The organism is Catellicoccus marimammalium M35/04/3, from assembly GCF_000313915.1.
Taxonomy (GTDB): Bacteria; Bacillota; Bacilli; order Lactobacillales; family Catellicoccaceae; genus Catellicoccus; species Catellicoccus marimammalium.
Window position 1 is genome coordinate 156,900 of sequence record NZ_AMYT01000011.1, and the last position, 25,532, is coordinate 182,431.

Annotated in this window: 24 protein-coding genes and 1 pseudogene; 20 read left to right on the forward strand and 5 right to left on the reverse strand. The window is 32.4% G+C overall.

The genetic code is table 11. From position 1 onward, the window contains the following. Positions 1-168 precede the first annotated feature (168 nt). The 3 genes from C683_RS02400 to C683_RS02410 all read left to right on the forward strand — a co-directional run bounded on the left by C683_RS02400 (position 169) and on the right by C683_RS02410 (position 3,354). Positions 169-1,650, forward strand: a complete 1,482-nt coding sequence (locus C683_RS02400) for an MDR family MFS transporter (protein ID WP_009489272.1) — start codon at positions 169-171, stop codon at positions 1,648-1,650. A gap of 81 nt (positions 1,651-1,731) precedes the next feature. Continuing rightward, a complete protein-coding gene (locus tag C683_RS02405) occupies positions 1,732-1,953 on the forward strand; it encodes a hypothetical protein (protein WP_040388595.1) in 222 nt (73 codons plus the stop codon). A 12-nt stretch (positions 1,954-1,965) separates the two neighbouring features. After that, positions 1,966-3,354 carry a hypothetical protein gene (locus C683_RS02410; RefSeq protein ID WP_009489273.1) on the forward strand — a complete coding sequence of 463 codons (1,389 nt, stop codon included), beginning with the start codon at positions 1,966-1,968 and terminating at the stop codon, positions 3,352-3,354. Between the two features lie 51 nt (positions 3,355-3,405). On the opposite strand, the gene C683_RS02415 is transcribed toward C683_RS02410, so the two are convergent. Then, positions 3,406-3,585, reverse strand: a complete 180-nt coding sequence (locus tag C683_RS02415; RefSeq protein ID WP_009489274.1) for a DUF2929 family protein — start codon at positions 3,583-3,585, stop codon at positions 3,406-3,408. Positions 3,586-3,708: 123 nt separating this feature from the next. On the opposite strand from C683_RS02415, the gene dnaE reads away from it, so the two are divergent. The 3 genes and pseudogenes from dnaE to pyk form a co-directional block, all read left to right on the forward strand. Further along, a complete protein-coding gene (gene dnaE, locus C683_RS02420; RefSeq protein ID WP_009489275.1) occupies positions 3,709-6,966 on the forward strand; it encodes a DNA polymerase III subunit alpha in 3,258 nt (1,085 codons plus the stop codon). Positions 6,967-7,123: 157 nt separating this feature from the next. Next, positions 7,124-8,086 carry a 6-phosphofructokinase gene (gene pfkA, locus C683_RS02425; protein WP_009489277.1) on the forward strand — a complete coding sequence of 321 codons (963 nt, stop codon included), beginning with the start codon at positions 7,124-7,126 and terminating at the stop codon, positions 8,084-8,086. A 25-nt stretch (positions 8,087-8,111) separates the two neighbouring features. Then, a pseudogene (pyk, locus tag C683_RS02430) lies at positions 8,112-9,524 on the forward strand (pyruvate kinase); the annotation flags it as partial. Between the two features lie 57 nt (positions 9,525-9,581). Here the strand turns inward: pyk and plsY are convergent. Then, entirely contained in the window at positions 9,582-10,226 is a 645-nt protein-coding gene (plsY, locus tag C683_RS02435) for a glycerol-3-phosphate 1-O-acyltransferase PlsY (protein ID WP_009489280.1), read from the reverse strand. A 194-nt stretch (positions 10,227-10,420) separates the two neighbouring features. Between plsY and parE the strand changes: the two genes are divergently transcribed. Genes parE through C683_RS02455 form a run of 4 tightly spaced genes read left to right on the forward strand, consistent with a single transcriptional unit; the run spans position 10,421 to position 16,078 of the window. Beyond that, a complete protein-coding gene (gene parE, locus C683_RS02440; RefSeq protein ID WP_009489282.1) occupies positions 10,421-12,367 on the forward strand; it encodes a DNA topoisomerase IV subunit B in 1,947 nt (648 codons plus the stop codon). 20 nt (positions 12,368-12,387) lie between these two features. Beyond that, the gene (gene parC / locus C683_RS02445) at positions 12,388-14,853 is read left to right on the forward strand and encodes a DNA topoisomerase IV subunit A (RefSeq protein WP_009489284.1); all 2,466 of its coding nucleotides are present in this window, start codon (positions 12,388-12,390) and stop codon (positions 14,851-14,853) included. Continuing rightward, positions 14,853-15,542 (forward strand): phosphopantothenoylcysteine decarboxylase domain-containing protein, encoded by a 690-nt coding sequence (locus C683_RS02450; RefSeq protein ID WP_009489286.1) that lies wholly within the window; start codon positions 14,853-14,855, stop codon positions 15,540-15,542. Before parC ends, C683_RS02450 begins: the two co-directional genes overlap by 1 nt. Next, on the forward strand, positions 15,539-16,078 hold the full coding sequence (locus C683_RS02455; protein WP_009489288.1) for a flavoprotein: 540 nt from the start codon (positions 15,539-15,541) through the stop codon (positions 16,076-16,078). Before C683_RS02450 ends, C683_RS02455 begins: the two co-directional genes overlap by 4 nt. 18 nt (positions 16,079-16,096) lie before the next feature. Here C683_RS02455 and C683_RS02460 read toward each other — a convergent pair whose 3' ends face one another. Then, on the reverse strand, positions 16,097-16,300 hold the full coding sequence (locus C683_RS02460) for a hypothetical protein (protein WP_009489290.1): 204 nt from the start codon (positions 16,298-16,300) through the stop codon (positions 16,097-16,099). A gap of 218 nt (positions 16,301-16,518) precedes the next feature. On the opposite strand from C683_RS02460, the gene C683_RS02465 reads away from it, so the two are divergent. The 10 genes from C683_RS02465 (at position 16,519) to C683_RS02510 (ending at position 24,598) form a co-directional block, all read left to right on the forward strand. Further along, positions 16,519-17,046: a shikimate kinase gene (locus tag C683_RS02465; RefSeq protein WP_009489291.1), complete on the forward strand. Its 528-nt coding sequence runs from the start codon at positions 16,519-16,521 to the stop codon at positions 17,044-17,046. After that, positions 17,043-17,894 (forward strand): DegV family protein, encoded by an 852-nt coding sequence (locus C683_RS02470; RefSeq protein ID WP_009489294.1) that lies wholly within the window; start codon positions 17,043-17,045, stop codon positions 17,892-17,894. The genes C683_RS02465 and C683_RS02470 overlap by 4 nt, the downstream gene beginning before the upstream one ends. 106 nt (positions 17,895-18,000) lie before the next feature. Then, positions 18,001-18,441, forward strand: a complete 441-nt coding sequence (locus C683_RS02475; protein ID WP_009489295.1) for a universal stress protein — start codon at positions 18,001-18,003, stop codon at positions 18,439-18,441. A 42-nt stretch (positions 18,442-18,483) separates the two neighbouring features. After that, positions 18,484-19,557, forward strand: a complete 1,074-nt coding sequence (locus C683_RS02480; RefSeq protein WP_009489297.1) for a DUF5776 domain-containing protein — start codon at positions 18,484-18,486, stop codon at positions 19,555-19,557. A gap of 90 nt (positions 19,558-19,647) precedes the next feature. Beyond that, entirely contained in the window at positions 19,648-19,872 is a 225-nt protein-coding gene (locus C683_RS02485) for a DUF2829 domain-containing protein (RefSeq protein WP_009489299.1), read from the forward strand. Next, positions 19,865-20,593, forward strand: a complete 729-nt coding sequence (locus tag C683_RS02490) for a 3-oxoacyl-ACP reductase (RefSeq protein ID WP_009489301.1) — start codon at positions 19,865-19,867, stop codon at positions 20,591-20,593. The genes C683_RS02485 and C683_RS02490 overlap by 8 nt, the downstream gene beginning before the upstream one ends. A 72-nt stretch (positions 20,594-20,665) precedes the next feature. Next, entirely contained in the window at positions 20,666-21,154 is a 489-nt protein-coding gene (locus C683_RS02495; RefSeq protein ID WP_009489303.1) for a QueT transporter family protein, read from the forward strand. A gap of 121 nt (positions 21,155-21,275) precedes the next feature. After that, entirely contained in the window at positions 21,276-22,586 is a 1,311-nt protein-coding gene (gene der, locus C683_RS02500) for a ribosome biogenesis GTPase Der (protein WP_009489304.1), read from the forward strand. Between the two features lie 1,255 nt (positions 22,587-23,841). After that, entirely contained in the window at positions 23,842-24,390 is a 549-nt protein-coding gene (locus C683_RS02505) for a sunset domain-containing protein (protein ID WP_009489306.1), read from the forward strand. 10 nt (positions 24,391-24,400) lie between these two features. Next, complete coding sequence (locus C683_RS02510; protein ID WP_009489308.1) at positions 24,401-24,598, forward strand: hypothetical protein; 198 nt, start codon at positions 24,401-24,403, stop codon at positions 24,596-24,598. Between the two features lie 68 nt (positions 24,599-24,666). Here C683_RS02510 and C683_RS02515 read toward each other — a convergent pair whose 3' ends face one another. Both C683_RS02515 and C683_RS02520 read right to left on the reverse strand, forming a co-directional pair. Continuing rightward, positions 24,667-24,945 (reverse strand): LexA family protein, encoded by a 279-nt coding sequence (locus C683_RS02515; protein ID WP_341871652.1) that lies wholly within the window; start codon positions 24,943-24,945, stop codon positions 24,667-24,669. A 211-nt stretch (positions 24,946-25,156) separates the two neighbouring features. Continuing rightward, positions 25,157-25,525, reverse strand: a complete 369-nt coding sequence (locus C683_RS02520; protein WP_040388596.1) for a hypothetical protein — start codon at positions 25,523-25,525, stop codon at positions 25,157-25,159. Positions 25,526-25,532: the final 7 nt, after the last annotated feature.

A 25,532-nucleotide genomic window follows, 5' to 3' on the forward strand; every position in this document is an offset into this window, starting at 1 on the left:
TTTAACTCTATCAATATTTTTTAAAAAAATCAACACGCTTTCAGAAAGCTTTTCATAACCTTTACATTTTTTTGACAATATATTTCTAGGCAATTAGTATATGAACTGTCGTAATTCTTGAGTCATAAATTATCTCCTCGAAAAAATATGAAAGATAGGAGAATTAAAATGACAAAACAAAGGAAATTAATAGTTACTATTGCTTTATTTATTGCTACATTTATGTCAGCAATTGAAGGAACAATAGTTACAACAGCTATGCCAACCATTATTTCTTCTTTGGATGGCTTATCTGTTATGAATTGGGTGTTCTCTATTTATCTACTAATGAGTGCTATTATGACACCTATTTATGGGAAATTAGCTGATCTAAAAGGGCGAAAAATAATCTTTATTATTGGTATATTATTCTTTATTATTGGCTCTTCTCTTTGTGGATTGTCACAAAGCATGGAATTTTTAATTTTTTCTAGAGCAATTCAAGGGATTGGAGCTGGATCTATTTTACCATTATCTTTGACGATTATTGCAGATCTATATACAGCAGAAGAAAGAGCTAATATTATGGGATTAAATAATGCGGCTTGGGGGATTGCTAGTATTATTGCTCCTCTATTAGGAGGAATGATTGTTCAATATTTGAATTGGCATTGGATCTTTTTAATCAATGTCCCAATTGGTATTATTGTCATTGGAATGGTATTTTTTGGATTAAAAGAGAATCGAAATAATTTTAATAGTGTAGGAAAACTTGATATAAAGGGAGCTGCATTATTAATGATATTTTTACTTTTATTCTTGTACGCTTTCCAACTTTTCGGAGATCAAGGGTTTAAAGCTCCTGTATTTTTATTATTAATTATTAGTGTAATTATCTTGCTTTTATTCATTAGAATAGAAAAAGTAACCGAAAATCCAATTATTTCTCCAAAATTATTTAATTCTAAATCAGTTTTAATTATAAATTGTGTTACTTTATGTGTTAGTGGATTTTTAACAGGAATTGATGTTTATACACCTATGTGGTTACAAACATTGAACGGTTCTTCTGCTACATTAAGTGGGTTAGCCTTGGCTCCTATGTCTATTTTTTGGATGGTGGGATCATTTTTAGCTGGAAAATTATTATCTAGATTAGAAGTTAAGAAAATTTTATTGATAGGTTCTAGTCTGTTATTTGTTTCTACTATAATTTATAGTATCTATCCAATTTCAACACCATATTTTGTATTTTGTATTATAGGTGTTCTTTTAGGAATTGGATTTGGAATGAGCATTACTACTTCAGCAGTAGCTATACAAGAGAGTGTAGAAACAAAATTAGTTGGAAGTGCCACTTCTTTAAATACGCTATTCCGTACATTAGGGCAATCAATCATGGTTGCAATTTACGGTACAGTGTTAAATATGAGTATGAATAGTGAAATGACAAAATATCCTCAAATTCATCAAGAAGATTTAAATAGATTTATGAATGTACAAGAAGTACACAATGTTCCAACGGGTATTTTACAATCTTTACGTTCTATTATGTATAATGGATTACATCATATTTTTATTACGTCTGTTGTAATTATGTTATTATCTTTAGTGTTTTTATTACTATGGAAAGCTAAAAATACTAATAAAAATGAGAAGAATGAAAAGTAATGATTAATATCAAAAAAAGAATTCAGCTTAATTTCTGAATTCTTTTTTATTAAGATATATATTTTTAGAAGGAGGAAAATGATGAAACTGATAAAAGTGGATAATAGTACGTATATAAATGAAGGGCTGATCCTTTCTATAGAAGGATACATTATTAGAAATGAAGAAAAGTATTGTATTATTCGAATGGTAGATGGAATGACAAAATATATACCATTGAATACGGTTGAAGAAGAATTTGGTATTACATTTAATGATAAAAAAGCTAATGGGCCTTCATTTACTGATATAAATTACAGATAAAAGGAGAAGTTGATGTTAACAAAAATTGAACTAACTTTAGAATGTATACAAGATTTTCCTAAATTAAAAAATGCATTGCGAGAATTATCTAGAAATATTATAAAAAAAGATATCGAAAATCACATAGGAATTGTTGATTGTTATATATTAGAAAACAATATTACTATAGATAAAAAAAGATATACGACATTAGATGATGTAGTTAACGATTATCTTAATGAATTAGAATCATACAATATAAGTAATAAAATAAGTATATTCAATAATGGCGATATTTCATATTCTATTTATACAGAGGGAAAACAAGGAATTATTACTTATCATTTTGATAAAGTAAGGATAGATGTATATAAAGATCTATGGAAAGCAAAATCTTTATCCGTTTTAAATAATGAGATTAAAGAAGGGGAATTATCTTATATTTGCTTATATTACATTATTAATAATGAAGAAAAAAAAGTGATTCAGCAAAAAATTAACCAAACTTCAAAAAAAATAAGTTCTATCTTTGAAGAAAAAAAATTAAAAATTGCTTCGAAGAAAAATATTTCATCTATGAATAATCAAAATGATATTATCTCCATAGAATTGGATTCTAACAATGAAGATAATTTTTATTCGCATAAAGAATTTTTAGATGAGATATTTGTATCTAAACAAGAAGAAGAAATAAATAAAAAAATAAATAAAAGTATAAAAATAATTGCAGATATTTTAAAGAGTGTAATAACAATGTCTAGCTCCTCAGAAAATGCAACTTCATTTTCAGCAATAACTATGTATCAATATCAAAACTTTATTACTAATTTATATAAAATTGATTGGTATATTCCTTTATGGAATTTACCAACAAGTTTAAACACTCACATACTAACGTTGTTAAAAATATTAGAAAATAATAAAGGGATGGCTACTTCTATATTACAGATGTTAGATGATGAATTATTTTATGCTTTACAAAAAGAACTATGCTCAGAGACACAATTTATAGATATATTTTCTGAATCAGATTTAAGTTTGTATTATCTCTATAGTCAAGGTTATTATTCAGAGGTTGTTATTTTATCTTTAAATAATATAAACTACCAATTGATGAATATTTTGAAAAAACATAAGATTCTCTCTACAACAAATCTGGAACAAGAGGACTTGGTAGGAAGAATAAAAAACGCAAATAACTCAATTTTAAAAATTTTAGAATTATTCTTCGATCAACAACCAATATCTAAAATTTATAGTAATTTTGAAAAAAATGATGGTATGTATAGAAATGATTTGGGAGATTTATCATTATGTCAAAAAATGGTAAATGCCGGAATATATAGTGAAAATATTATTTCTGAAAAAATAGCACTGAAAGCTCTATTTGCTTATAAATTTTTTAAAAGTTTGAATATGTAGAGATATTTTGTAAAAAAAGAATCCTTACTAGATAATTAGTAAGGATTTTTTTTACTGTTTTTTTGGTGTTGGAATAGCAATTGCATCAATTAACATAACAATAAGAGCGACAACAATAGAAGCAATTACTGTTGGAATAAATGCATAGGCATTCATTGTTAATTTAGCACCAATAAATCCAACGACTTGGCCTAAAATTAAAGACCAGAATAAGATTACTAAATAGCGCATACTTTTCCCTTCTTTCTTTTTAAGTATAACATAAAATTAACAAAAGGAAAGAAAGAGAAATAGTCCCTCTTTTTATAATATGATAAAATGAAATCCATAAATAGAACAGAAAGGAAGAAGGTAATGATTGGTAGTTTACAAAATTTTTCAAGTTATAGCTTTTTAGAAAGTCCACAGTCCTTAGAGCGAATCATAGAAGTACATAAAGAATATGGATATTCAGCCATTGCATTAACAGATAAAGATCATTTATATGGAGCTTATGAGTGGTTAAAATTAGCCGAAAAAGAAAAATTTACCCCTTTATTAGGGATGACGTTAACCTATATAGGAATGGATGAAAAAGAATATGAACTTCTATTTTTAGCTAAAAATTTGACTGGATTACAACAACTTTTCTTATTAAGTGAACAACGAAGTCAATTAGGACTAGTCTCATTAGACCAATATGCTTCGTTAAAGAGTGAAGACTATATTGTAATTTGTCCTATGGTTCGTGGTGAGTTTTTCTCTTTATTAGGACAAAATCAAATTGATGCTATTCGTCAATTACATATTTATTATGAAGATATTTTTGGTAGTCTTCCTTTTTTAGGCATTGCAGCAAGTCAGAACGAAAATTATGAAGCATTACATTCTTTTTTAGAATGGAATACATGGCCAATCATTGCTTGTCAAAGTAGTACTTTTTTTACAGAAGAAGATGCAGAATTAGGGGTGGTTTTAGAACGAATGAAACAAAATCATCCTTATGCTAAACGTGAAATGAAAGAGAGCGAATTTCTTTGGCCAAAAGAAAAATGGATTCAATTTTATCGAAATCAAGGATGGGAAGAAGCCTTAGAAAATCAAAAACAATTTTTATCTACTCATACTCTATCTTATTCTGTACCTAAAGAACTTTTCCCAACTTTTCCAACTTTAAATGGACAAAAGTCAGAAGAACTTTTATGGGCTTGGTGTCAAGAAGGAAAAAAACGAATTCCACAATGGAATCAAACTTATGAAGAACGATTATATCATGAATGGAAAGTGATTACGGAACTACATTTTTCAGATTATTTTTTAATCATCGCGGATGTATTAACATTTTGTCGAGCAGAGAATATTAAAACAACTCCAGGAAGAGGATCAGCAGCAGGTTCTTTAGTGGCTTATGTATTGGGAATTACTGACATTGATCCACTAGTTTATCATCTTCTTTTTGAGCGCTTTTTAAATAAAAACCGACAAGGGTATCCTGATATTGATTTAGATTTTCCAGATAATCGACGAAATGAAGTATATCAATACATGGTACAAAAATATGGCTATGAAAATGTAGCACGGATTGTTACTTTTAATACCTTTAAGGCAAAACAGGTGATTCGCGATGTAGCGAAGGCTTGTGGAAATTCATTATTAGAACAAAATGAGTGGTTAGAACGAATTCGTGAATGTGAAGCCAAGAATCGCCATCATCATTGGAAATTAGAAGAAATTTATGAAACTTCTCCTTATTTTCGTCAATATGTCAATCGCTCTGAAAAAAATAAGATGATTTATCGTTATGCTTGTCGCCTACAAGATTTACCAAAAAATGCGAGTGTCCATGCTGCAGGAATGATCGTTACCAATCGCTCTTTATTAACGATGATTCCTACAGAAGCTTTAGAAGAGGGTGTCTTATGTACGCAGTGGCCAATGAAGCAACTAGAAAGTCTTGGTTTTTTAAAGGTAGATTTTTTAAGTTTGCGTAATCTTACTTTTTTAGAAAAAATTCTTTCTTATTTACCTTCTTCTTTTATTGTAGAAAATATTCCTTTAAATGATGAAAAAACCTACCAAGCATTTGCCAGAGGATGGACAGAAGCAATTTTTCAATTTGAATCCTTTGGTATGAAATCACTATTGCAACGATTTAAACCGACTTCAATTGAAGAATTATCCTTAGTAAATGCTCTGTATCGTCCAGGACCAAGTCAATTTCAAAATGAAATTATCGCTCGTAGAGAAGGAAGAAAACCTTATCATATTGCTCCGGAATTTCAGGCAATTTTACAAGAATCTTATGGGTTGATGATTTATCAAGAACAAGTGATGCAGGTAGCACAAAAATATGCCAATTATACTTTATTAGAAGCAGATCATCTACGCCGAGTGATGAGCAAGAAAGAAGAAGCAGCCATGAAACAAGAAGAAATACCTTTTCTTGAGCATGCTGAAAAAATGGGTCACTCTAGAGAAAATGCAAAAAAGATTTTTGATCGTATTGCCCTTTTTGCTGGATATGGTTTCAATAAATCTCATGCCATTGCCTATTCTATTTTTGCTTATCGCTTAATGTATTTAAAAGTACATTATCCTTTGGCGTTTTATAGCGCTTGGCTAGAATTAAATGAAGGAAAATCATTAGATGCAATTAAAGAAGAATGGAAATTCTTCCAAGTTCATCTATTACGTCCAGATATTAATGAAAGTATAGTTGAAAATTCACTAGATAAAAATGGAATTCGCCTAGGACTTTCTCGTATTAAAGGAGTTTCTCAAAATTTAGCGCAAAAAATAGTAGATACACGAAAAGAAAGAGGAAAGTATCATTCATTAGAGGAAGTGTTAAGTGTAATTCCTGAAGCACAACAAGTTTCTGTGGGAGAAGCACTTATCTATAGTGGAGCTTTGGACGATTTTCATGCTTCAAGGGCACAATTAATAGAAGAATTACCTTCTTGTATTACTAAAATGAAATATGGGATTGGACTAACTTTAGAAGAAGAAACAATCACTAAAGAAGAAAATTTTTTCTATAATGCGTTACAAGAAAAAAAATATTTAGGTATGTATTTACAATCTTTACCTTTAACACAAGCTGTTGATAACTTGAAGAGATTACAAATACAACCTCTTTCTCAACAAAAATATGAACTACGTTTTTTAGCCTGGATTAAAGAAGTAAAAGAAATTAGAACAAAGAAAAAAGAACAAATGGCAATGTTAACAATGGAAGATGTAGAAGGGAATACATTTCAAGCAACCATTTTCACTCAAGAATATTTACGTTATCAGCACTATATAAAGGAAGAAAATATTTTACTTGTTCATGGATATTGGCAAGTAAATCAATATGGGAAAAAAGTTATCTTGCAAAAATTATGGCAGTATGAAGATTTATTAACTGCATTAAAGGGAGAAAAATTGTATTTGCGAGTAAATATAAAAGCTTCATTGTATCCTATCTATCGTCTATTACAATCTAATCCTGGATATTTACCAGTTATTATCGTTCCGATAGATCAAAATCAAGGACATTTATTACCAGAAATTTATTGGTGTAATGGAAATCCAGATATGATCCAAGATTTGCAAAATAACTTAGGTGAGGAAAACGTGAAAAAACAATGAGTGAAAATGAAGGAAAATGAAAAAATTTAAAAATATAAAAAAATAGGTAAAGACAAGTACGGCCAAAAATGTTAAAATAGGAAAAGTGAGAGGCTTGAAATGATTTACATTTATTTTCATGATTATGAAAGCCGAAAAAAAGTGAGAGGTGAACAAAATGAAACGTATCGCTATTTTAACAAGTGGCGGAGATGCCCCAGGTATGAACGCTGCAATTCGTGCGGTTGCTCGTAAAGCAATGTACGAAGGATTAGAAGTATATGGAATTAACTATGGATATGCTGGATTAGTAGCAGGAGATATTCATCGTTTAGATATCGCTGATGTAGGCGATAAAATCCAACGTGGAGGAACATTCTTATATTCTGCACGTTATCCAGAATTCGCTCAACGCGAAGGACAATTAAAAGGAATTGAACAATTGAAAAAATTCAATATCGATGCTTTAGTAGTTATCGGTGGAGATGGTTCTTACCATGGTGCTATGCGCTTAACAGAACATGGTTACCCAACAATTGGTTTACCAGGAACTATTGATAATGATATTCCAGGAACAGACTTTACTATCGGATTTGATACAGCAATCAATACAGTATTAGAATCTGTAGACCGTATCCGTGATACAGCAACATCACATACACGTACATTTATCATCGAAGTAATGGGACGTGGTGCTGGTGACATCGCTTTATGGGCAGGTGTTGCAGGTGGTGCCGATGACATCATCATCCCAGAACATGACTTTGACATGGCTCATGTAGCTAAACGTCTAAAAGATGGTCAAGAACGTGGTAAAAAACATAGCATTATCATGTTAGCTGAAGGTGTAATGAGCGGAGATGAATTCGCTAAGAAATTAGCAGAACATGGTGATTTTGATGCACGTGTAACTGTATTAGGTCACGTACAACGTGGTGGTACACCAACAGCTCGCGACCGTGTATTAGCTTCTAAATTAGGTGCTTACGCTGTAGATTTATTATTAGAAGGTAAAGGTGGACTTTGCGTTGGTATTAAAGATAACAAAATCGTTGCCAACGATATCATCGAAACATTAGAAAACGATAAACATCATCCAGACATGAGTTTATATCAATTAAATCAAGAAATTTCAAATTAATTTTGGGGGAACATTAGAAATGTCTATGAAAAAAACAAAAATCATTTGTACAATTGGACCAGCTTCAGAATCTGTAGATACATTAGTTGAATTAATGAACGCTGGTATGAACGTTTGCCGTTTAAACTTCTCACACGGTGATCATGAAGAACAAGGAAATCGTATCCAAAATATCCGTAAAGCAATGGAAATTTCAGGAAAACGTGTTGCTTTATTATTAGATACAAAAGGTCCTGAAATCCGTACACACTTAATGAAAGATGGAAAAGTAGAATTCTCTACTGGTGACATCGTACGTGTATCAATGACAGAAGTAGAAGGAACTCGTGAAAAATTCTCAGTTTCTTACGAAGGATTAATCAATGACGTAGAACCTGGTATGCATATCATGTTAGACGATGGATTAATTGACTTATTAGTTCAAGAATTAGACAACGCTAACAACGAAATCGTTTGTGAAGTTCAAAATGAAGGTATTTTGAAAAATAGAAAAGGGGTTAACGTACCAAACGCTTCTATTAAATTACCAGCTTTAACAGAAAAAGACGCAAACGACATCCGCTTTGGTATTGAACAAGGTATCGACTTTATCGCTGCCAGCTTTGTTCGTCGTGCTAGCGACGTTTTAGCTATCCGTGAAATCTTAGAAGAAAATAACGGACAACATATTCAAATCATCCCTAAAATTGAAAACCAAGAAGGTATTGATAACGCTGATGAAATCTTAGCTGTATCTGACGGATTAATGATCGCTCGTGGTGACATGGGTATTGAAATTCCTGTAGAAAATGTACCTTCAGTTCAAAAAATGTTAATTAAAAAATGTAACGAATTAGGTAAACCAGTCGTAACAGCTACACAAATGTTAGACTCAATGCAAAGTAACCCACGTCCAACACGTGCGGAAGTAACAGACGTAGCGAACGCTATTTACGATGGTACAGATGCAATTATGTTATCTGGAGAAACAGCTGCAGGGGACTACCCAGTAATCACTGTTCAAACAATGGCTCGTATTGCAGAACGTACAGAAGAAGCAATTGCAGAAATGGGTATTAATAAATTCTCATTACCAGGAGATAAAAATGATATCACTGAAGCAATTGGTCGTTCAGTAGTACATACAGCGAAAAATACAGGTATCGAAACAATTGTAGCAGCAACAGTTTCAGGTTATACAGCTCGTAAAATTTCTAAATACCGTCCAAATGCTTACATCGTAGCGTTAACATTCTCTGAACAAAAAGCTCGTTCATTAGCATTAACATGGGGTGTTTACCCACAAGTGAAAGAACATCCATCAAATACAGATGCAATGTTCGCATTAGCTAACGAAGTAGCAAAAGAATCAGGATTTGCTAAAGAAGGCGACACAATTATTGTGACAGCTGGTGTAGGTGAACAAGGAACTACAAACTTAATGAAAATTCAAGAAGTAGAATAATTTCTACGATTGGAATATAAAAAAAGCAACTTATTACAAGTTGCTTTTTTTTTATGATTTTTTCTTTTCTTTTTTATATCCTAATCCAAAAGAGACTTTATTTTCTGTTCCGTTCATAATACGTTTAATGTTATCGCGATGGCGATAGATAATAAAAATAGTTAAAACAATCGCAATCGTTGAAAATAAAGAATTAAAATGTGGTAGAATCCAAGGTACATATTTTGGAAAAATAAAACTACCAATAGATACCATAATCATACATAAAATACTGGCTACACTGACCATCGAAGTAAGATAGATAATGGTAATAAATAATAAAAAAGCGACTAGGAAGAAATGAGGGGCGTACCCTAATAACATTCCAGCACTTGTTGCTACTGCTTTTCCTCCTTTAAAGTGAGCAAAAATAGGGAAAGTGTGTCCGATGATTGCACAAACACCAAACCAAAGTGGATTGATTGTAGTGATATGGAAAAAAGTAGGTAGTAAAGTCGCAATAGTTCCTTTAGCTACGTCTAAAATAAATACTACAAATCCTGCTTTTTTTCCCAATACACGAAAGGTATTCGTGGTTCCCATATTTCCGCTACCATGTTTTCTTAAATCAATATGGAAGAAAAATTTTCCAATCCATAATCCAGAAGGAATAGAACCTAATAAGTAAGCAACAATAAAAAGTAATATAATTTTCATGCTTATTCTCCTATTCATTGTTCTTTTTTACTATATCATAGTGTTTTTAAGATGCAAGAGAGATTTTCATTTCTTCTATTTTTTGTAAGAAAAGAGCAAGAGAATCCTAATAAATTATCTAAAGAATAGTAGAAGAAATAGTATTTTATGTTAGAATAAATTTTGTTATCAAAAGATCGAGAGGAATACAAGGTATGTCAAAAAAAATTCAAAATGAATATAATGATTCTTCGATCCAAGTATTAGAAGGATTAGAAGCAGTAAGAAAACGTCCAGGAATGTATATTGGCTCCACAGATAGCCGTGGATTACATCACTTAGTGTATGAAATTGTTGATAATGCCGTTGATGAAATCTTAGCTGGATATGGAAATGAAATTCAAGTTCAATTACATCCTGATCATAGTGTCACCGTACGTGACTTTGGGCGCGGCATGCCAACAGGAATGCATCCTTCTGGTAAGTCAACGATTGAAGTGATTTTCACTGTTTTACATGCAGGAGGAAAATTTAATGATACTGGAGCTTATAAATCTTCTGGAGGGCTCCATGGGGTAGGAGCTAGCGTAGTCAATGCTCTTTCTAGTTTTTTAGAAGTTACCGTTGTGCGTGAAGGGGAAAAATATTATCAAGCCTTTAAAGATGGAGGAAAACCCATTCAAGAATTAACATGTCAAGGAAAATGCGAAGAACCGAATGGAACCACTGTCCATTTTTTACCTGATGATAAAATTTTTAGTACCACTCATTTTTCTTTTGACACATTGGCACAGCGGTTACGAGAAGCGGCGTTCCTTTTAAAAGGAGTAACGATTCAAATTGAAGACCAAACTCCTGGCAAAGAACAAATTGAACGATTCTGTTATGAGGAAGGAATTAAGCAATTTGTGGAATATCTAAATGAGGAAAAACAGACGATTTCTCCTATTTTAGATTTTTCTGTCGCAGAAGAAGGAATCGAAGTAGATTGTGCTTTACAATATAATGATGGTTATAATGAGCAGGTCCTTTCTTTTGTTAATAATGTGCGAACCAAAGATGGAGGAACACATGAAGCTGGAATGAAAGGAGCATTAACGAAAACTATCAATGAATATGCAAAACGTAGTGGCCTTTTAAAAGAAAAAGATAAAAAATTAGAAGGTACCGATGTACGTGAGGGATTGACAGCGATTATTTCTGTTCGTATTCCAGAAGCTTTACTACAATTTGAAGGTCAAACGAAAGGAAAATTAGGAACCCCAATCGCCCGTACGATTGTTGATCGTTTATTAAGTACAGAGTTAATGTATTATTTCCAAGAAAATTCTTCGATTGCTCAAACGATTATCCAAAAAGCGATTCGTGCTCGTGATGCACGTGAGTCTGCCCGTAAAGCACGAGAAGAAAGTCGTAATGGGAAGAAGAAAAAAGGAAAAGAAACATCTCTTTCTGGAAAATTAACTCCTGCGCAAGGAAAGGATACAACAAAAAATGAACTATACTTAGTCGAAGGGGATTCAGCAGGAGGATCTGCTAAATTAGGACGAGATCGCAAATTCCAAGCGATTTTACCGCTGCGTGGAAAAGTCATTAATACAGAGAAAGCTAAATTAGCAGATATTTTAAAGAATGAAGAAATTAATACAATGATTTATACCATCGGTGCTGGTGTAGGAAATGATTTTAATGTTGAAGAAAGTAATTACGACAAAGTAATCATTATGACCGATGCGGATACAGATGGAGCCCATATTCAAATTCTATTATTAACTTTCTTTTATCGTTATATGCGTCCTTTATTGGAAGCAGGAAAAGTATATATTGCCCTTCCTCCGTTATACAAAGTGGAGTGGACGGTTAAAAAAGAGAAAAAAATTGCTTATGCTTGGACGGAAGAAGAATTAAAAGAAGTGATTGGGATTAAGAAGAATTATCACTTACAACGTTATAAAGGATTAGGTGAAATGAACGCAGAACAATTATGGGAAACGACGATGGATCCTGAAACAAGAACGTTAATTCGTGTGAAAATTGAAGATGCAGTACTAGCAGAAAAACAAGTCGTTACTTTAATGGGAGATAAAGTAGAAAAACGCCGAGAATGGATTGAAAAAAATGTTTCTTTTACTTTAGATGACCAACAAGGAGATTTAGATTAATTAAGAGGAGCGAAATATCAATGCATCATAGTGGCATTAAAGAAAAAACATTAGAAGAAGTTATGGGCGATCGTTTTGGTCGTTATTCAAAATATATTATTCAAGAGCGAGCGTTACCGGATATTCGCGATGGGTTGAAACCTGTACAGCGCCGTATTTTATATGCGATGTTTTTAGATGGTAATACTTTTGATAAAGGTTTCCGTAAGTCTGCTAAAGCTGTCGGAAATATTATGGGGAATTATCATCCACATGGAGATAGCAGTATTTATGAAGCTATGGTCCGTATGAGTCAAGATTGGAAATTACGTGAGCCATTAATTGAAATGCACGGGAATAACGGAAGTATGGATGGAGACCCTGCTGCGGCGATGCGTTATACAGAAGCTCGTTTATCTGCGTTGAGCAGTGAGTTATTAACAGAAATTGATAAAGAAACCGTAGATATGGTTTGGAACTTTGATGATACAGCAAAAGAACCTACAGTATTACCAGCAAAATTTCCTAATTTATTAATTAATGGCTCTACTGGAATTTCTGCAGGATATGCGACAGAAATTCCAACGCACAATTTAAAAGAAGTTATCGAAGGATTGATTTATCTTTTAAAACATCCAGACGCGACAGTAGATGAATTAATGAATTATATTCCTGGACCTGATTTCCCAACGGGTGGAATTTTAATGGGAAAAGAGCAATTAAAGAAAGCTTATGAAACAGGAAAAGGAAAAGTTATCTTACGTGCCAAAACAGAGATTGAAAAAGGGAAAGGCAATCGGACACAAATTGTAGTCACTGAAATCCCTTATGAGGTAAATAAAGCAAACTTAGTTAAAAAAATAGATGAAATTCGTTTACAAAAGAAAATTGATGGCATTGTGGAAGTTCGCGATGAAACCGATCGTACTGGATTAAGAATCGTTGTAGAACTAAAAAAAGATGCAGAAGCAGAGAATATTTTAAACTATTTATTTAAAAATACGGATTTACAGATCAATTATCACTTTAATATGGTAGCTATTGATCACCAACGTCCCGTTCAAGTAGGATTAAAACGAATTTTATCTGCTTATATTGAGCATCGTAAAGAAGTAATCTATAAACGCACTGCTTTTGACCATGAAAAGAAAGCACATCGTCTACATATCGTTGAAGGGTTAATTCGAGCTTTAAGTATTTTAGATGAAATTATTGCGATGATTCGTGGTAGTAAAAATCGTAAAGAAGCTCAAGAGCACTTAGTGACTGATTTTTCATTTACTAAAGTACAAGCTGAAGCAATTATTGTGATGCCATTATATCGTTTAACGAATACAGATGTAACTACGTTGGAAAAAGAGCAAAAGCAATTAACCAAAGAATTGCAACAACTAGAAAAAATTATGCAAGATGAGAAAGAATTAGAAAAAGTACTTGTTAAAGAATGGAAACAAATCATTAAAGAGTATGCTTCTGAGCGTAAAACAAAAATTGAAGCAGAAATTGCAGAGTTAACCATTACAGAGGAACAATTAATTCCTTCTGAAAATACCATGGTTGCAATTACGAAAAACGGTTATTTGAAACGTAGTAGTTTACGTAGTGTCCAATCCTCTGGTGGAGTAACTGCTTGCGGAAAACGAGAAGAAGATGACTTTATTTTTATGGAAGAAGTGAATACAAGAGACTTCTTATATCTGTTAACAAATAAAGGGAAAATGATTTATCGTCCTGTTTATGAAGTGATTGATACCAAATGGAAAGAAGTTGGAGATCATATTACAGAAAGTATTAGTAATTTAGAAGAAGAGGAAGAAATTCAATATGTCTTCCATTTTACTAGTTTGCCAATTGAAGAACGATTATTATTTGTTACCCGTCAAGGACTAGTTAAACAAATGAGTTGGGAAGAATTACGTCCTTGGCGTACCTATCGAACAAAAGCGCAAATTTGCTATAAATGGAAAGAAGAGAATGAATCTTTCCTTTGGGTAACTAGTCTTTCACAACAAAAAAACTTTACTTTATATCTGTTTACTCATCTAGGATATAGTTTAGCGTATCCTACCACAGAAATTGCTTTAACAAAAACAAAAGCTAGTGGCATTAAAGCAATAAATTTAAAAGATGGAGATGATTTAGTATCTGCTTTTGTAATGGAAGATGAAGGCATTTTATCTACATCTCTAGTAACGGTAACGCAACGTGGCGCGATGAAACAAATGCCATTATTAGAAATTCCGATTCAGAAAAGAGCACAACGAGGAATTTTAGTTTTGAAAAAAATTAAGAGCCAACCTCATTTCTTAGTGTATGCTGCACCGATTCAAGAAAATGAAGTGGTTACTTATGAAACAAAAAATGGTTATATTGCTAAAGTAGAAGTTGAAAATATTCGTAATCATCAACGAGAAAGCAATGGAACGATGATGATTGATGAAAAAGTAGAAGGAGAAATTATTTCTGCTCAAGTTTTACCGCAAAATGAAGCGGAGGAGATTATTTAATGAAACAAGAAATCGTTCTAATTACTTTAGGAGGAACAAGTGAACCGATTGATTCTGTAAGAGAGATTCGAAATCAAGCAACAGGAAAACTAGGAATTCTTTGTGCTAAAAAAGCAGTACAATTAGGCTATCAAGTCATTGTTGTAGTAAGTACTACTGTAGATTCTGCTTTACTAGAATCTTTACCTTCTTGTGTGCAAGTCCATCGTATTCAAGGTGTATTAGACTTACAAACCACGTTGAAAAAAATTTTAGAACAAAATACCATTGAGATTGTCATCCATACGATGGCAGTGAGTGATTATTTTGTAGCAGGAGCTTATAATCAAGATCAACAATTATTGCAAGGAAGTAAAATTTCTTCAGATGAGGAAGTGCTTTGGTTGAAATTAGAAAAAGCACCCAAAGTCATTCAAGAAATTAAACAATGGCAAAAAGATGTATTCTTAGTTGGTTTTAAACTTTTAGTCGATGCAACAAAGGATGAACTAATCCAAAAAGCAAAAGCACAGGAAGTAGCAGCGAAAAGTGATTTAGTTGTAATTAATAATTTATCGGAAATTTCTGAAACAAAACATCAAGCAGATATTGTTCATGAAGGAAAAATTTTAGCGACTGCACAAACAAAACAAGAATTGGTAGAACAACTATTTTCTACAATTGCTAAACAAAGAGGGGAAATAAAATGAAAATTTTATTAGGAATATCGGCAAGTATTTCTGCTTATAAAGTTTGTGATTTAGTAAGACAATGGACTAAGGAAGGGCATGAAGTAAAGGTCATTATGACTCAACATGCGACAGAATTAGTTTCTCCTTTAACTCTTAAGGTTCTTTCAAAACAAGAAGTAGGGATTTCTATGATGGAAGAAGAAAATCCCTCTGAAATTCAACACATTACTTTTGCTCAAACCTGTGATGTTTTTGTCATTGCACCAGCAAGTGCAAATATTATTGGAAAACTAGCCAATGGCATTGCTGATGATCTACTATCGACGATGGCATTAGCAGTTCCTCAACGCACGGCCAAATATATTGCTCCTGCAATGAATACTGTAATGTATCAAAATCCAGCTGTGCAAAGAAATCTCCAACAATTAAAAGAGGACGGATATCAAGAAATTGAACCTCGTTCTGGGGAATTGGCTTGTGGAGTTACAGGAAAAGGAGCTTTGGCAGAAATCTCTACGATTATTGATGCGGTTAAACAAAATAACAAAAAATAGGAGAAGGAATTCCTTCTCCTATTTTTCTTTAAAATTTTGGAAATTGACGACCGTTTTGTATTGTAATTCTTTGGCCACATTTTCATCTTCTTTAGCTACATCAGTCATTTCAACGATACAAGAATGATCGAGTTTATTAATTACTTTGGCTGAAAAATTGTTTTTTAGTAGTGGAGATGTACATTGATATACATTGTCAACTTTAATACTACTACTTTTCATACAGTTACCCTCCAATGTTAGACAAATCATGATGTCTAACATAATATACCACATTTTTAATTATTTTGTTATTAATTTACACGATTATTCTATATTTGCTAGAATTTGCAAGAACGAAGGTTTAAAATAAAAGAGATATTTCTTTTTTTTAGAAATCATCTAGAAGAACACTCTGTTCTTTTATAAGTTATGATATAATAGAAGAGTTGAGATGAATAATGGCAAAGAAAATTTACTTAGTCGGTTTTATGGGAGTAGGGAAGACTAGCATTGGCTCTCGCTTAGCGAAAAAATTACGTTGGGCAGTGTATGACCTAGATCAAGTTTTCGAAGAGCAAGAAAAAATGAGTATCAATGATTATGTAGAAAAATATGGATTTCCAGCTTTTCGAGAGAAAGAAACCGAATTATTACATCAAACAGAAGAAAAAACAGAGGATACAATCATCATTACAGGTGGTGGAATTATTGAAAGAGAGGAAAATCGTTTATTTTTAAAAAAACAAACGGTAATTTATTTACGAAATTCTTTTTCTTTAATTTATCATCGTTTGAAACGTTATGATGATGGAAAGCGTCCTTTATTTTTACAAAGTACAAAAGATGAATTACAAAAAAAGTATCAAGCACGTTTACCTTTATATGAGGAGGTAGCTACGTATACTTTAAGACAAAAGAAAAAAACAATAGCAGAGCAAGTACAAGAATGCATGATTTGGCTTAAGAAATGTGAGGGAATACTTTGAAAATTGCAATTGTAACAGATAGTACAGCTGTTCTAAAAGAAGAAACAAAAAATAGTGATTGTTTACGTGTAGTAACAGTCCCATTAATTATTGACGGAGTAGAGCAAAATGATTTGGCACCTGCGGAATATTATGAAAAATTAAAGCATACAAAGAATTTTCCAAGTACCGCTCAGCCAAGTATTGGGGAAATGGCAAATATTTATGAATCATTAGCGCAAGAAGGATATGATGAAGTAATTAGTATTCATATTTCATCTGGGATTTCTGGATTTTGCAATACATTAAAAGCAAATATCGATGATTTAAGTCCAATTCCAGTACACATTTTTGACTCCTTATCTACGAGTCTACCAATGGGAGCAATGGTGGATTCTGCTGTAGAAAAAGCAAAAACAGGAGAAGATGCAGCAAGTATTTTAGATTGGTTAGAAAAAATGCGTATTGCTCAATGTATTTACTTAGTAGTAGATGATTTACAACATTTAGTTCGTACTGGACGCTTGAGCAATGGTACTGCTTTAATCGGAAGTTTATTACAAATCAAACCGATTTTGAAATTTGATGAAGAGGGCAAAATCGTTCTTTTCAAAAAAGTACGTACAGCGAAAAAAGCATATAAAGAAGCTATTGATTTAGTATTGGAAGAATTAGAATTATACAAGATGAAAGGTTGGGTACCTGAGATTGGGATTGCTCATACAAATATTGAAGATCGAGCAGCAGATTATGCTAAAATTTTAGAAGAAAAAACAGGATACCCTGTTCGTATTGTAGATTTAGGAAATGTTATTGGTACGCATACTGGTGAAAAAACATTAGGTTTTGGGATTATGCGTAAAGCATAGAAAGAAAGACACATCTGTAAAGATGTGTCTTTTTCACTTAAAAAGTCATTATTTTTTCTTTTTACTAACAAACTCGCTATAATGAAGTTGTAAGGGGGAGATGACAATGAGTAAATATAAAAATATATTGATTGCCATTGATGGATCTGAAATGTCTGATGCTGTTATGGAAGCAGCAAAAGAAATTATCCATGAAGATTCTAATGTTTATGTAGAGACAATCGTTGATTATCCTGGAACCTTAGGAGCAATTAACGAAGATGCAATCATCGAATCGGATTATGAAAAAGCAGAGAAAGACTTGGCTGAGATTATTGCTCGTCACCCAGATTTAAAATTACTAGTGAAGAGTTTTGTCGCTGAAGTCCAAGTAGGAAATCCACACAAAATGTTAGCAAGAGAAATTCCTGATGAACTAGGGATTGATGTAATTGTGATTGGGAAGACTACAAAGACTTCTTTAATGGATAAAATCTTTATCGGTAGTACTGCAAAAGCAATTGTTGCGGATGCAAGATGTGATGTTATTGTTGTAAAGACAATGTAGTGTTTCGTTGGTAGTGTTTTTAAAGGAAGAAGGATTATAAAAATGGAAAAGAAAGAATTTATTGTTTTACCAAAAAGTGGAGTCGCATCTATTGATTATCACAAACTAGCAGAAGAAGTTTCTTATGTAATTGTTCCTATCCAAGATGGATTAGATCATGAAACTCATGCTGAAAAAGAAATCATTCAAGGTTTGAAAAGTGTAGGATTACCTTTTGGGATAAGTGCAACTTTCAACTCTACAGAAGAACATGATGCACGCGATGAAGCAGTTCGTTATTACAAACGTGCTGAAGGATTAGGTGTAGAAAATCAACAATGGTTCTTCGTAGAAGTCGAAGCAGAAACAATGCCTACCATGCGTAATGGTGTAAATCATTTTGTACGTGTTTTACGTGAAAACGGAGTAGAACGTGTCGGTTTACGTATTAAGAAAAACGTAATGAAAAAAGCAATGTTAGACTTAAATATGTTTGATGTTGTAGATGCAATTGAACCTAATGAAGAAGCACATCATATTGAAAATCATTTGTTCCACAATCCAGGAATGCATGAATTTACAGAGGATAGTCATGTATCTGCTTTACCTGTACATGTAACAGAAGGTCATTGTGAAAATGGATTTAACATTCATTCTTTAGTTAATGCCCGTGTTTGCGATGCATTTTATAAAAAAGCACCTTATGAAGTGAAGGTATTGGATACAATTCCTTTCTATGAAGATGCGGAATTAACAAAAGAAAAAGGAACTTATGAAACAGGTCAATTATTACAATTGAAAGGTATCCATAGTTGTGAAGGACACCGTGCTGCTTTAGAAACAAAAGAAGGAACGTGGGTTTTAGCTGACCGTAACTTGTTAGCTTCTACTTACTATCAATGCGAATGCCTAGTAGGTAAAGAAATTGAAGCAAAAGTTCCTGTAACGGTTTATTCTGCAGCAGAATTTGATGATCAAAATCGCATGGATGAATATCATGCTGGAAAACAATTGAAAATTGTTGGATTAGCTCATGCTCATTCTGGAGAACCACGCTTTGAAATTAATGAAAAGAAAGATGGTCATCCATTATACGTTACAGCAAGCAAAGAAGTATTCACAGTATTAGATAAATAGAAATAGAGATGAGAATAAGGAAGAGATGAGCGTTAGCTCATCTCTTTTTGTGTTATAATAGAGAAGACAGAAAAGAAAGGAGGGAATAAAATGACTTTTGAAGAAATGTTACCTGGATTAAAAGCAGGCAAAAAAATGGTTCGTACAAATTGGGAAGGTACAGAATTATGGGTGGAGTTAGTTCCAGCAACTACTTATCACGGGGAAACAATGAATCCCTATTTTGTAATCAAAACAGAAGACGAAGCCTTTAGCGTTTGGGAACCCACAAGTTGTGATGTATTAGCTACAGATTGGGCGGAAGTTCATGACTAATCCATCATTTTATAATCAATCAGTAGTGATCACGGGTTGTTCTTCTGGAATTGGAAAAGCGCAAGCAGAAGCTTTTTTAGATAAAGGAGCGATGGTTTATGGGCTAGATTGTCAACCTTGTCCGTTAGAGCATCCAAATTTCTTTTTTTCTCTTTGTGATATTACAAAAGAAAAAGAAGTAGAAAAAGTATTACAAAAGATAGAACGAGTAGATATCTTATGTAATACAGCTGGAATTTTAGATGATTTTGCTCCTAGTCTAGATACTTCTGTTGAACTTTTTGATCGCATCTTTGCGGTAAATGTGCGAGGAACTTTTCTTTTGTGTAATGCCTGTTTGCCTAAAATGCTAGCACAAGGGAAAGGGTGCATTATTAATATGGCCTCGATTGCTAGTTTAATTCCTGGCGGTGGTGGTGCTGCTTATACCGCCTCAAAGCATGCCATTTATGGATATACTAAGCAATTAACCTATGATTATGCAAGAAAGGGAATTCGAGCTAATGCGATTGCTCCTGGAGCAATTCGTACTCCAATGAATCAAAAAGATTTTTTAAATGGTGGAGAGATTGCTAAAGAAATCGCTAAAGAGACCCCTTGTGGTCGTTACGCAGAACCAGAAGAAATTGCTCAAGTGACTTTGTTTTTAGCGAGTGATGATGCTCGTTATATTTATGGAGATATTATTCCTGTAGATGGCGGATGGATGAACCGCTCTTAAAAAAACCCTATGACACTTATCATCCTTTGGTCATAGTAAGAAGTAAGCATTGCTTATAAAGGAGAGGAAAAAATGAAAATCAAAACAAAAGAATTAACAAAAATGGCACTAATTGCCGGAATTTATGTCGTACTGTCTTTATTTACTGCACCTTTATGCTTTGGAGCGATTCAAATTCGTTTAGCAGAAATGTTAAACTTATTAGTTGCAGTGAATAAGCGTTATATTATTGCAGTAACTTTAGGTTGTATGATTACAAATTGCTTTTCTCCACTGGGAATTGTCGATGTAGTCATTGGTGGAGGATCAACTTTTGTTGCTCTTTTTATTGGTTATCATTTGTCTAAAAATAAACCTTCACTACTTACACGTATGTTAATTATTGGAGCATGTGTAACATTAGGTACTATTGCAGTGGCAGCAGAACTATATTACATTTCTCATCTACCATTTTGGATGACTTATGGTACTGTAGCTGCAGGAGAAGTTTTATCTTTAGTATTAGGTGGAGTAATTTTATTACTTTTGAAAAAAACCAATCATTTAAAATTATTAGCGTAACGAAAAGTGGCATCTTATGGATGCTACTTTTTGTATGTGTAGAGAAATATACGAGAAAACTCCCCAAGAAAAAAGAATTATGGTAGACTAGTACATGCAGATAAAGAGAGGAGTTAAAACTATGACAAAACCAACGATTGCCATTGTCGGTCGTCCAAATGTTGGAAAATCAACTTTATTTAATCGTATCGCTGGAGATCGTATTTCTATTGTAGAAGACGAACCTGGTGTAACACGTGACCGTATCTATGCGACTGGAGAATGGCTAGGACATGAATTTAGTATTATTGATACTGGGGGGATTGATCTTGGTGATGAACCATTCATGTCACAAATTAAAGAACAAGCACAAATCGCGATGGATGAAGCAGATGTCATTTTGTTTGTAACAAGTGGTCGTGAACATGTTACAGACGCAGACGAAGCTGTCGCTCATATGCTTTACCGTTCAAATAAACCAGTAATTTTAGTCGTAAACAAAGTAGATAACCCAGAAATGAGAAACGATATCTATGATTTCTATGCACTAGGATTGGGAGATCCATATCCAGTTTCTGGTGCTCATGGTGTCGGAATGGGGGATGTTTTAGATAAAGCGATTCAATACTTCCCAGAAGAAAAAGAAGAGGAAGAAGAAGGCGTAATTAAATTTAGTTTAATTGGTCGCCCAAATGTTGGGAAATCATCCTTAATCAACGCCATTTTAGGAGAAGATCGTGTAATTGTCTCTAATATTGCAGGAACAACTCGTGATGCGATTGATACTTCTTTTGTAGATGAAGAAGGACAAAAATTTGTCATGATTGATACTGCTGGAATGCGTAAACGTGGGAAAGTATATGAAAATACAGAAAAATATAGCGTAATGCGTTCGATGAAAGCCATTGACCGTAGTGATGTTGTCCTAATGGTTTTAAATGCAGAAGAAGGAATTCGTGAATATGACAAACGAATTGCTGGATTTGCACATGAAGCAGGGAAAGGCATGATTATTGTTGTCAATAAATGGGATGCCATTGAGAAAGATAATCATACAATGAAAGAATTTGAGGAAGATATTCGTAAAGAATTCCAATACTTAAGCTATGCGCCTATCATTTTTGTTTCTGCTAAAACGAAACAGCGTTTAAATCAATTACCAGCATTAATTGAAAAAGTAAGTATGAATCAAAATCTTCGCGTTCCATCTGCCTTATTAAATGATGTAATTATGGATGCGATTGCGATTAATCCAACTCCAACCGATAAAGGACGCCGCTTGAAGATTTTCTATTGCACACAAGTAGCAGTAAAACCACCAACTTTTATTGTCTTTGTAAATGATGAAGAGCTAATGCACTTCTCTTATACACGTTTCTTAGAAAATCAAATCCGAGCAGCGTTTGACTTTGAAGGAACACCAATTCGAGTGATTCCACGTCGTCGCACATAGAACTAAACAAAAAAAGACACTACTTTTCAGTGAAGTAGTGTCTTTTTATTTCCTTCATTCATTTTTACGTTGTTTAAACAAATACTCGAATTCTTCTACATCTTCAATAGTAGCATATTTGACAATAAAACTTTGCGAATTGATACTAAATTAATTGAATTAATAGAAAGGCCATCAATATCAAAATAAAGATTCCGATCCAATTAATATAAAGTTTCATTTCATACTTTTGGGTTTTCTTTTTTTATTTTCATTCTCTATAATGGATAATAGGAGGTAGGGGAGAAGTCTCCCCGTACTCTCAATATTTTAGTTTGAACTCAAAGATTTTAATTCCAAACAGTACCAGTAAAATGTGGAATTCTTTGGGTTCTTTTATTATCCATTTTTACCTCCTTATGTTTATATATTACACATGCTTTTATGTGTATAATAAATTATTTTTATAAAAGTTTTTCTCTATTTGTGAAATCAAAGCGCCAAAAAAACTTGGTGCTTATTTTAGTCTTTTCACAAAGATTAAAATGTTTTTGTTGAGCTTACTGCTTTTCTAACAATATAAATTAAGATGCCTTAAACAAACAACAAGAGTTTCTAAGCTCAGATTATATCGACATTTGAGGATGAGAAGAGAGGGATAGGAATATGAAAAGAGTAGAAAATAAATCTTGCTCTTTTGTTTTTATTCTTTGATATTAATGATAAATTTAACTTCATAATCAGTATATTCAATATGTTGAATCTCCTTTTTTAAGTTCCCTACATCTAAATTATTTTCGTCAGCTTCAGAATGTCCTAAATACTATGATGAAAAATATTTACCTCATTATTAATAATCTTAAGGTTAAGAAATATATAATATTTATCTTTAATTTTCGTACTTAGCACTTAAATATTTAATATCTTCATCTTTTAAATTCATTCCATCATATTGCACTGTTTGATCACGATTAAATAGTTTTTCTTGATCTTTGCTATCACTAGATTTTGAAGCTTGTTCAGCACTACTTTCATTTTTAGCGGTTGTTTTTTTTCGCTTTCAACTATAACAATTCCAATGATAATAATAATAACAATTAAGACCTAAAATCATACTTTCTTAAAAAGTTTCTTTTGAACGTAAGTATCTCTGTTTTCATCTGTAATTTTTTTACTTGTAATTCTTTTTAAAAAATATATTATCATGATTTTAAAATAATTTTAATGTTTACATTGAGACTTTTTTTTGTTATTTTTTATCTAGGAGGATCAAAGAATGAACAAAAAGATAGTTTTAGGATTAGGTATATTATTAAGTTTAGGTTTTTTGACAGGATGTGGAGAAAAATCTGAGCAAGAAAATAAGATTGCTGACCTAGAAAATGAGTTAAACACTAAAAATTCAGAAATTGTAAAGATGAGTGATGAAAATAAGAAATTGTCTGCAGAAAATAGGAATTTAAAAAATGTTGCGGAAGAATTAAAACAGGAAGAAAAAAGGGTACAAGAATTAGAAAATCGTTTGGAGCAAGCCCAAAAAGAAAATAAAGAATTACAATCAGAAAATAAGAAACAAAATTATATTCAAAACGATACAGCATCAACAACACCGGCTACGAAAAGTAGTGTTAGCAATCAGAATGCTAAAGTTGAAACAAAGACTATTCAATCTAATTCTAATAAAGTTTACGCTAACTCAAAATCTAAAATATATCACGTTAAAGGCGGTCAGTTTTATAATGAAATGAGCGATTCAGAAAATTTAGTTGTCTTCAATAGTCCACAAGAGGCAGAAGCTGCAGGATATAGAATATCTAAGAAATAGAGGGATTTATATGAAATTTGGAATGCGTAAACCTACTTATCGTTCTCCAATTAGTAGAGCGAAAAGCAATGCAAAGAGAAAAATGAAAAAAGCTGTTATTCCTGGATATGGTAAAAAAGGAACAGGAATGCTTAAAGATCCAAAGAAAGCTATGTATAATAAAGTGTATAATAAAACTACTTTCTCTTGGAAAGATTTCTTCAAATAAAAACAAAAGCACTAGGGCTTCCTAGTGCTTATTTTAGTTCTTGCGCAAAGATTAAAAATTATAAACTATTAAAATAGAATGCAGTCATAAGAATGATTATCAGGAATTAACATAATTTGTTCTCCTGATTGTTTAAATCTTTTAAGCGTAATCTCTCCATCGATGCAGACCTCAACAATATCTCCATTTTCTACTACAGGTTGACGGCGAATTAGTACTTCACTTCCATGTTTGATAGTAGCATGCATGCTATCTTCTTTAGCTATTAATGCGAAATATTCGCCATCTTTAACACCATTAGAAACAACTTGTAAATATCTTACTATATTTTGCTCAGGAGAAATCAGAGCGACATATTAGAGTCAATGATTAAAATTAGAAGAATTGTTGAATACTTATAGTCCATTATTTAGATTTTTAGAAGAAAATTCATGGTTTTTTGGAATTGAAAAGGATGAACTCACAGCAGTTTTGCTTGTAATAGAGTAGATGATACCTAAACTTTAAAAAATTGAAGATGAAATAAGACGGAACGTAGGGCACCGTCTTAATGAATGATTATTTTATAAATAAAGATAATCCTTTTGATAGCCATTCTTTTATTTGGCGACCCACTGCTTTATCGTAATAGGCAATAGCTTTGGATGTCAGATTAATCATTAGTAAAGTATTGGAAGCTTTAACATAGGTTACTAATTCATGAGACTTTAATTCAGACATAGCTTGAAACGCTTGTTCATGACAAAAATTTAAGTGCTCAGCTATCGAAGATAACTTATCGATTAAGTATCTATGTTCGTATAAAGTACCATCAGATTTTTTCATTGAATGTATTTTATACAATTCGATTAACATTTCATCGGCATCAACGGTTAAAATATTCTTACCTTGTTCTTTGTATTCTGGATACTTGATTGGATTATTCAAAAGGAAA

Coding starts and splice junctions, on each gene's coding strand:
- C683_RS02400 (WP_009489272.1), top strand. CDS start 169: ATGACAAAACAAAGGAAATTAATAGTTACTATTGCTTTATTTATTGCT.
- C683_RS02405 (WP_040388595.1), top strand. CDS start 1,732: ATGAAACTGATAAAAGTGGATAATAGTACGTATATAAATGAAGGGCTG.
- C683_RS02410 (WP_009489273.1), top strand. CDS start 1,966: ATGTTAACAAAAATTGAACTAACTTTAGAATGTATACAAGATTTTCCT.
- C683_RS02415 (WP_009489274.1), bottom strand. CDS start 3,585: ATGCGCTATTTAGTAATCTTATTCTGGTCTTTAATTTTAGGCCAAGTC.
- dnaE (WP_009489275.1), top strand. CDS start 3,709: ATGATTGGTAGTTTACAAAATTTTTCAAGTTATAGCTTTTTAGAAAGT.
- pfkA (WP_009489277.1), top strand. CDS start 7,124: ATGAAACGTATCGCTATTTTAACAAGTGGCGGAGATGCCCCAGGTATG.
- plsY (WP_009489280.1), bottom strand. CDS start 10,226: ATGAAAATTATATTACTTTTTATTGTTGCTTACTTATTAGGTTCTATT.
- parE (WP_009489282.1), top strand. CDS start 10,421: ATGTCAAAAAAAATTCAAAATGAATATAATGATTCTTCGATCCAAGTA.
- parC (WP_009489284.1), top strand. CDS start 12,388: ATGCATCATAGTGGCATTAAAGAAAAAACATTAGAAGAAGTTATGGGC.
- C683_RS02450 (WP_009489286.1), top strand. CDS start 14,853: ATGAAACAAGAAATCGTTCTAATTACTTTAGGAGGAACAAGTGAACCG.
- C683_RS02455 (WP_009489288.1), top strand. CDS start 15,539: ATGAAAATTTTATTAGGAATATCGGCAAGTATTTCTGCTTATAAAGTT.
- C683_RS02460 (WP_009489290.1), bottom strand. CDS start 16,300: ATGAAAAGTAGTAGTATTAAAGTTGACAATGTATATCAATGTACATCT.
- C683_RS02465 (WP_009489291.1), top strand. CDS start 16,519: ATGGCAAAGAAAATTTACTTAGTCGGTTTTATGGGAGTAGGGAAGACT.
- C683_RS02475 (WP_009489295.1), top strand. CDS start 18,001: ATGAGTAAATATAAAAATATATTGATTGCCATTGATGGATCTGAAATG.
- C683_RS02480 (WP_009489297.1), top strand. CDS start 18,484: ATGGAAAAGAAAGAATTTATTGTTTTACCAAAAAGTGGAGTCGCATCT.
- C683_RS02485 (WP_009489299.1), top strand. CDS start 19,648: ATGACTTTTGAAGAAATGTTACCTGGATTAAAAGCAGGCAAAAAAATG.
- C683_RS02490 (WP_009489301.1), top strand. CDS start 19,865: ATGACTAATCCATCATTTTATAATCAATCAGTAGTGATCACGGGTTGT.
- C683_RS02495 (WP_009489303.1), top strand. CDS start 20,666: ATGAAAATCAAAACAAAAGAATTAACAAAAATGGCACTAATTGCCGGA.
- der (WP_009489304.1), top strand. CDS start 21,276: ATGACAAAACCAACGATTGCCATTGTCGGTCGTCCAAATGTTGGAAAA.
- C683_RS02505 (WP_009489306.1), top strand. CDS start 23,842: ATGAACAAAAAGATAGTTTTAGGATTAGGTATATTATTAAGTTTAGGT.
- C683_RS02510 (WP_009489308.1), top strand. CDS start 24,401: ATGAAATTTGGAATGCGTAAACCTACTTATCGTTCTCCAATTAGTAGA.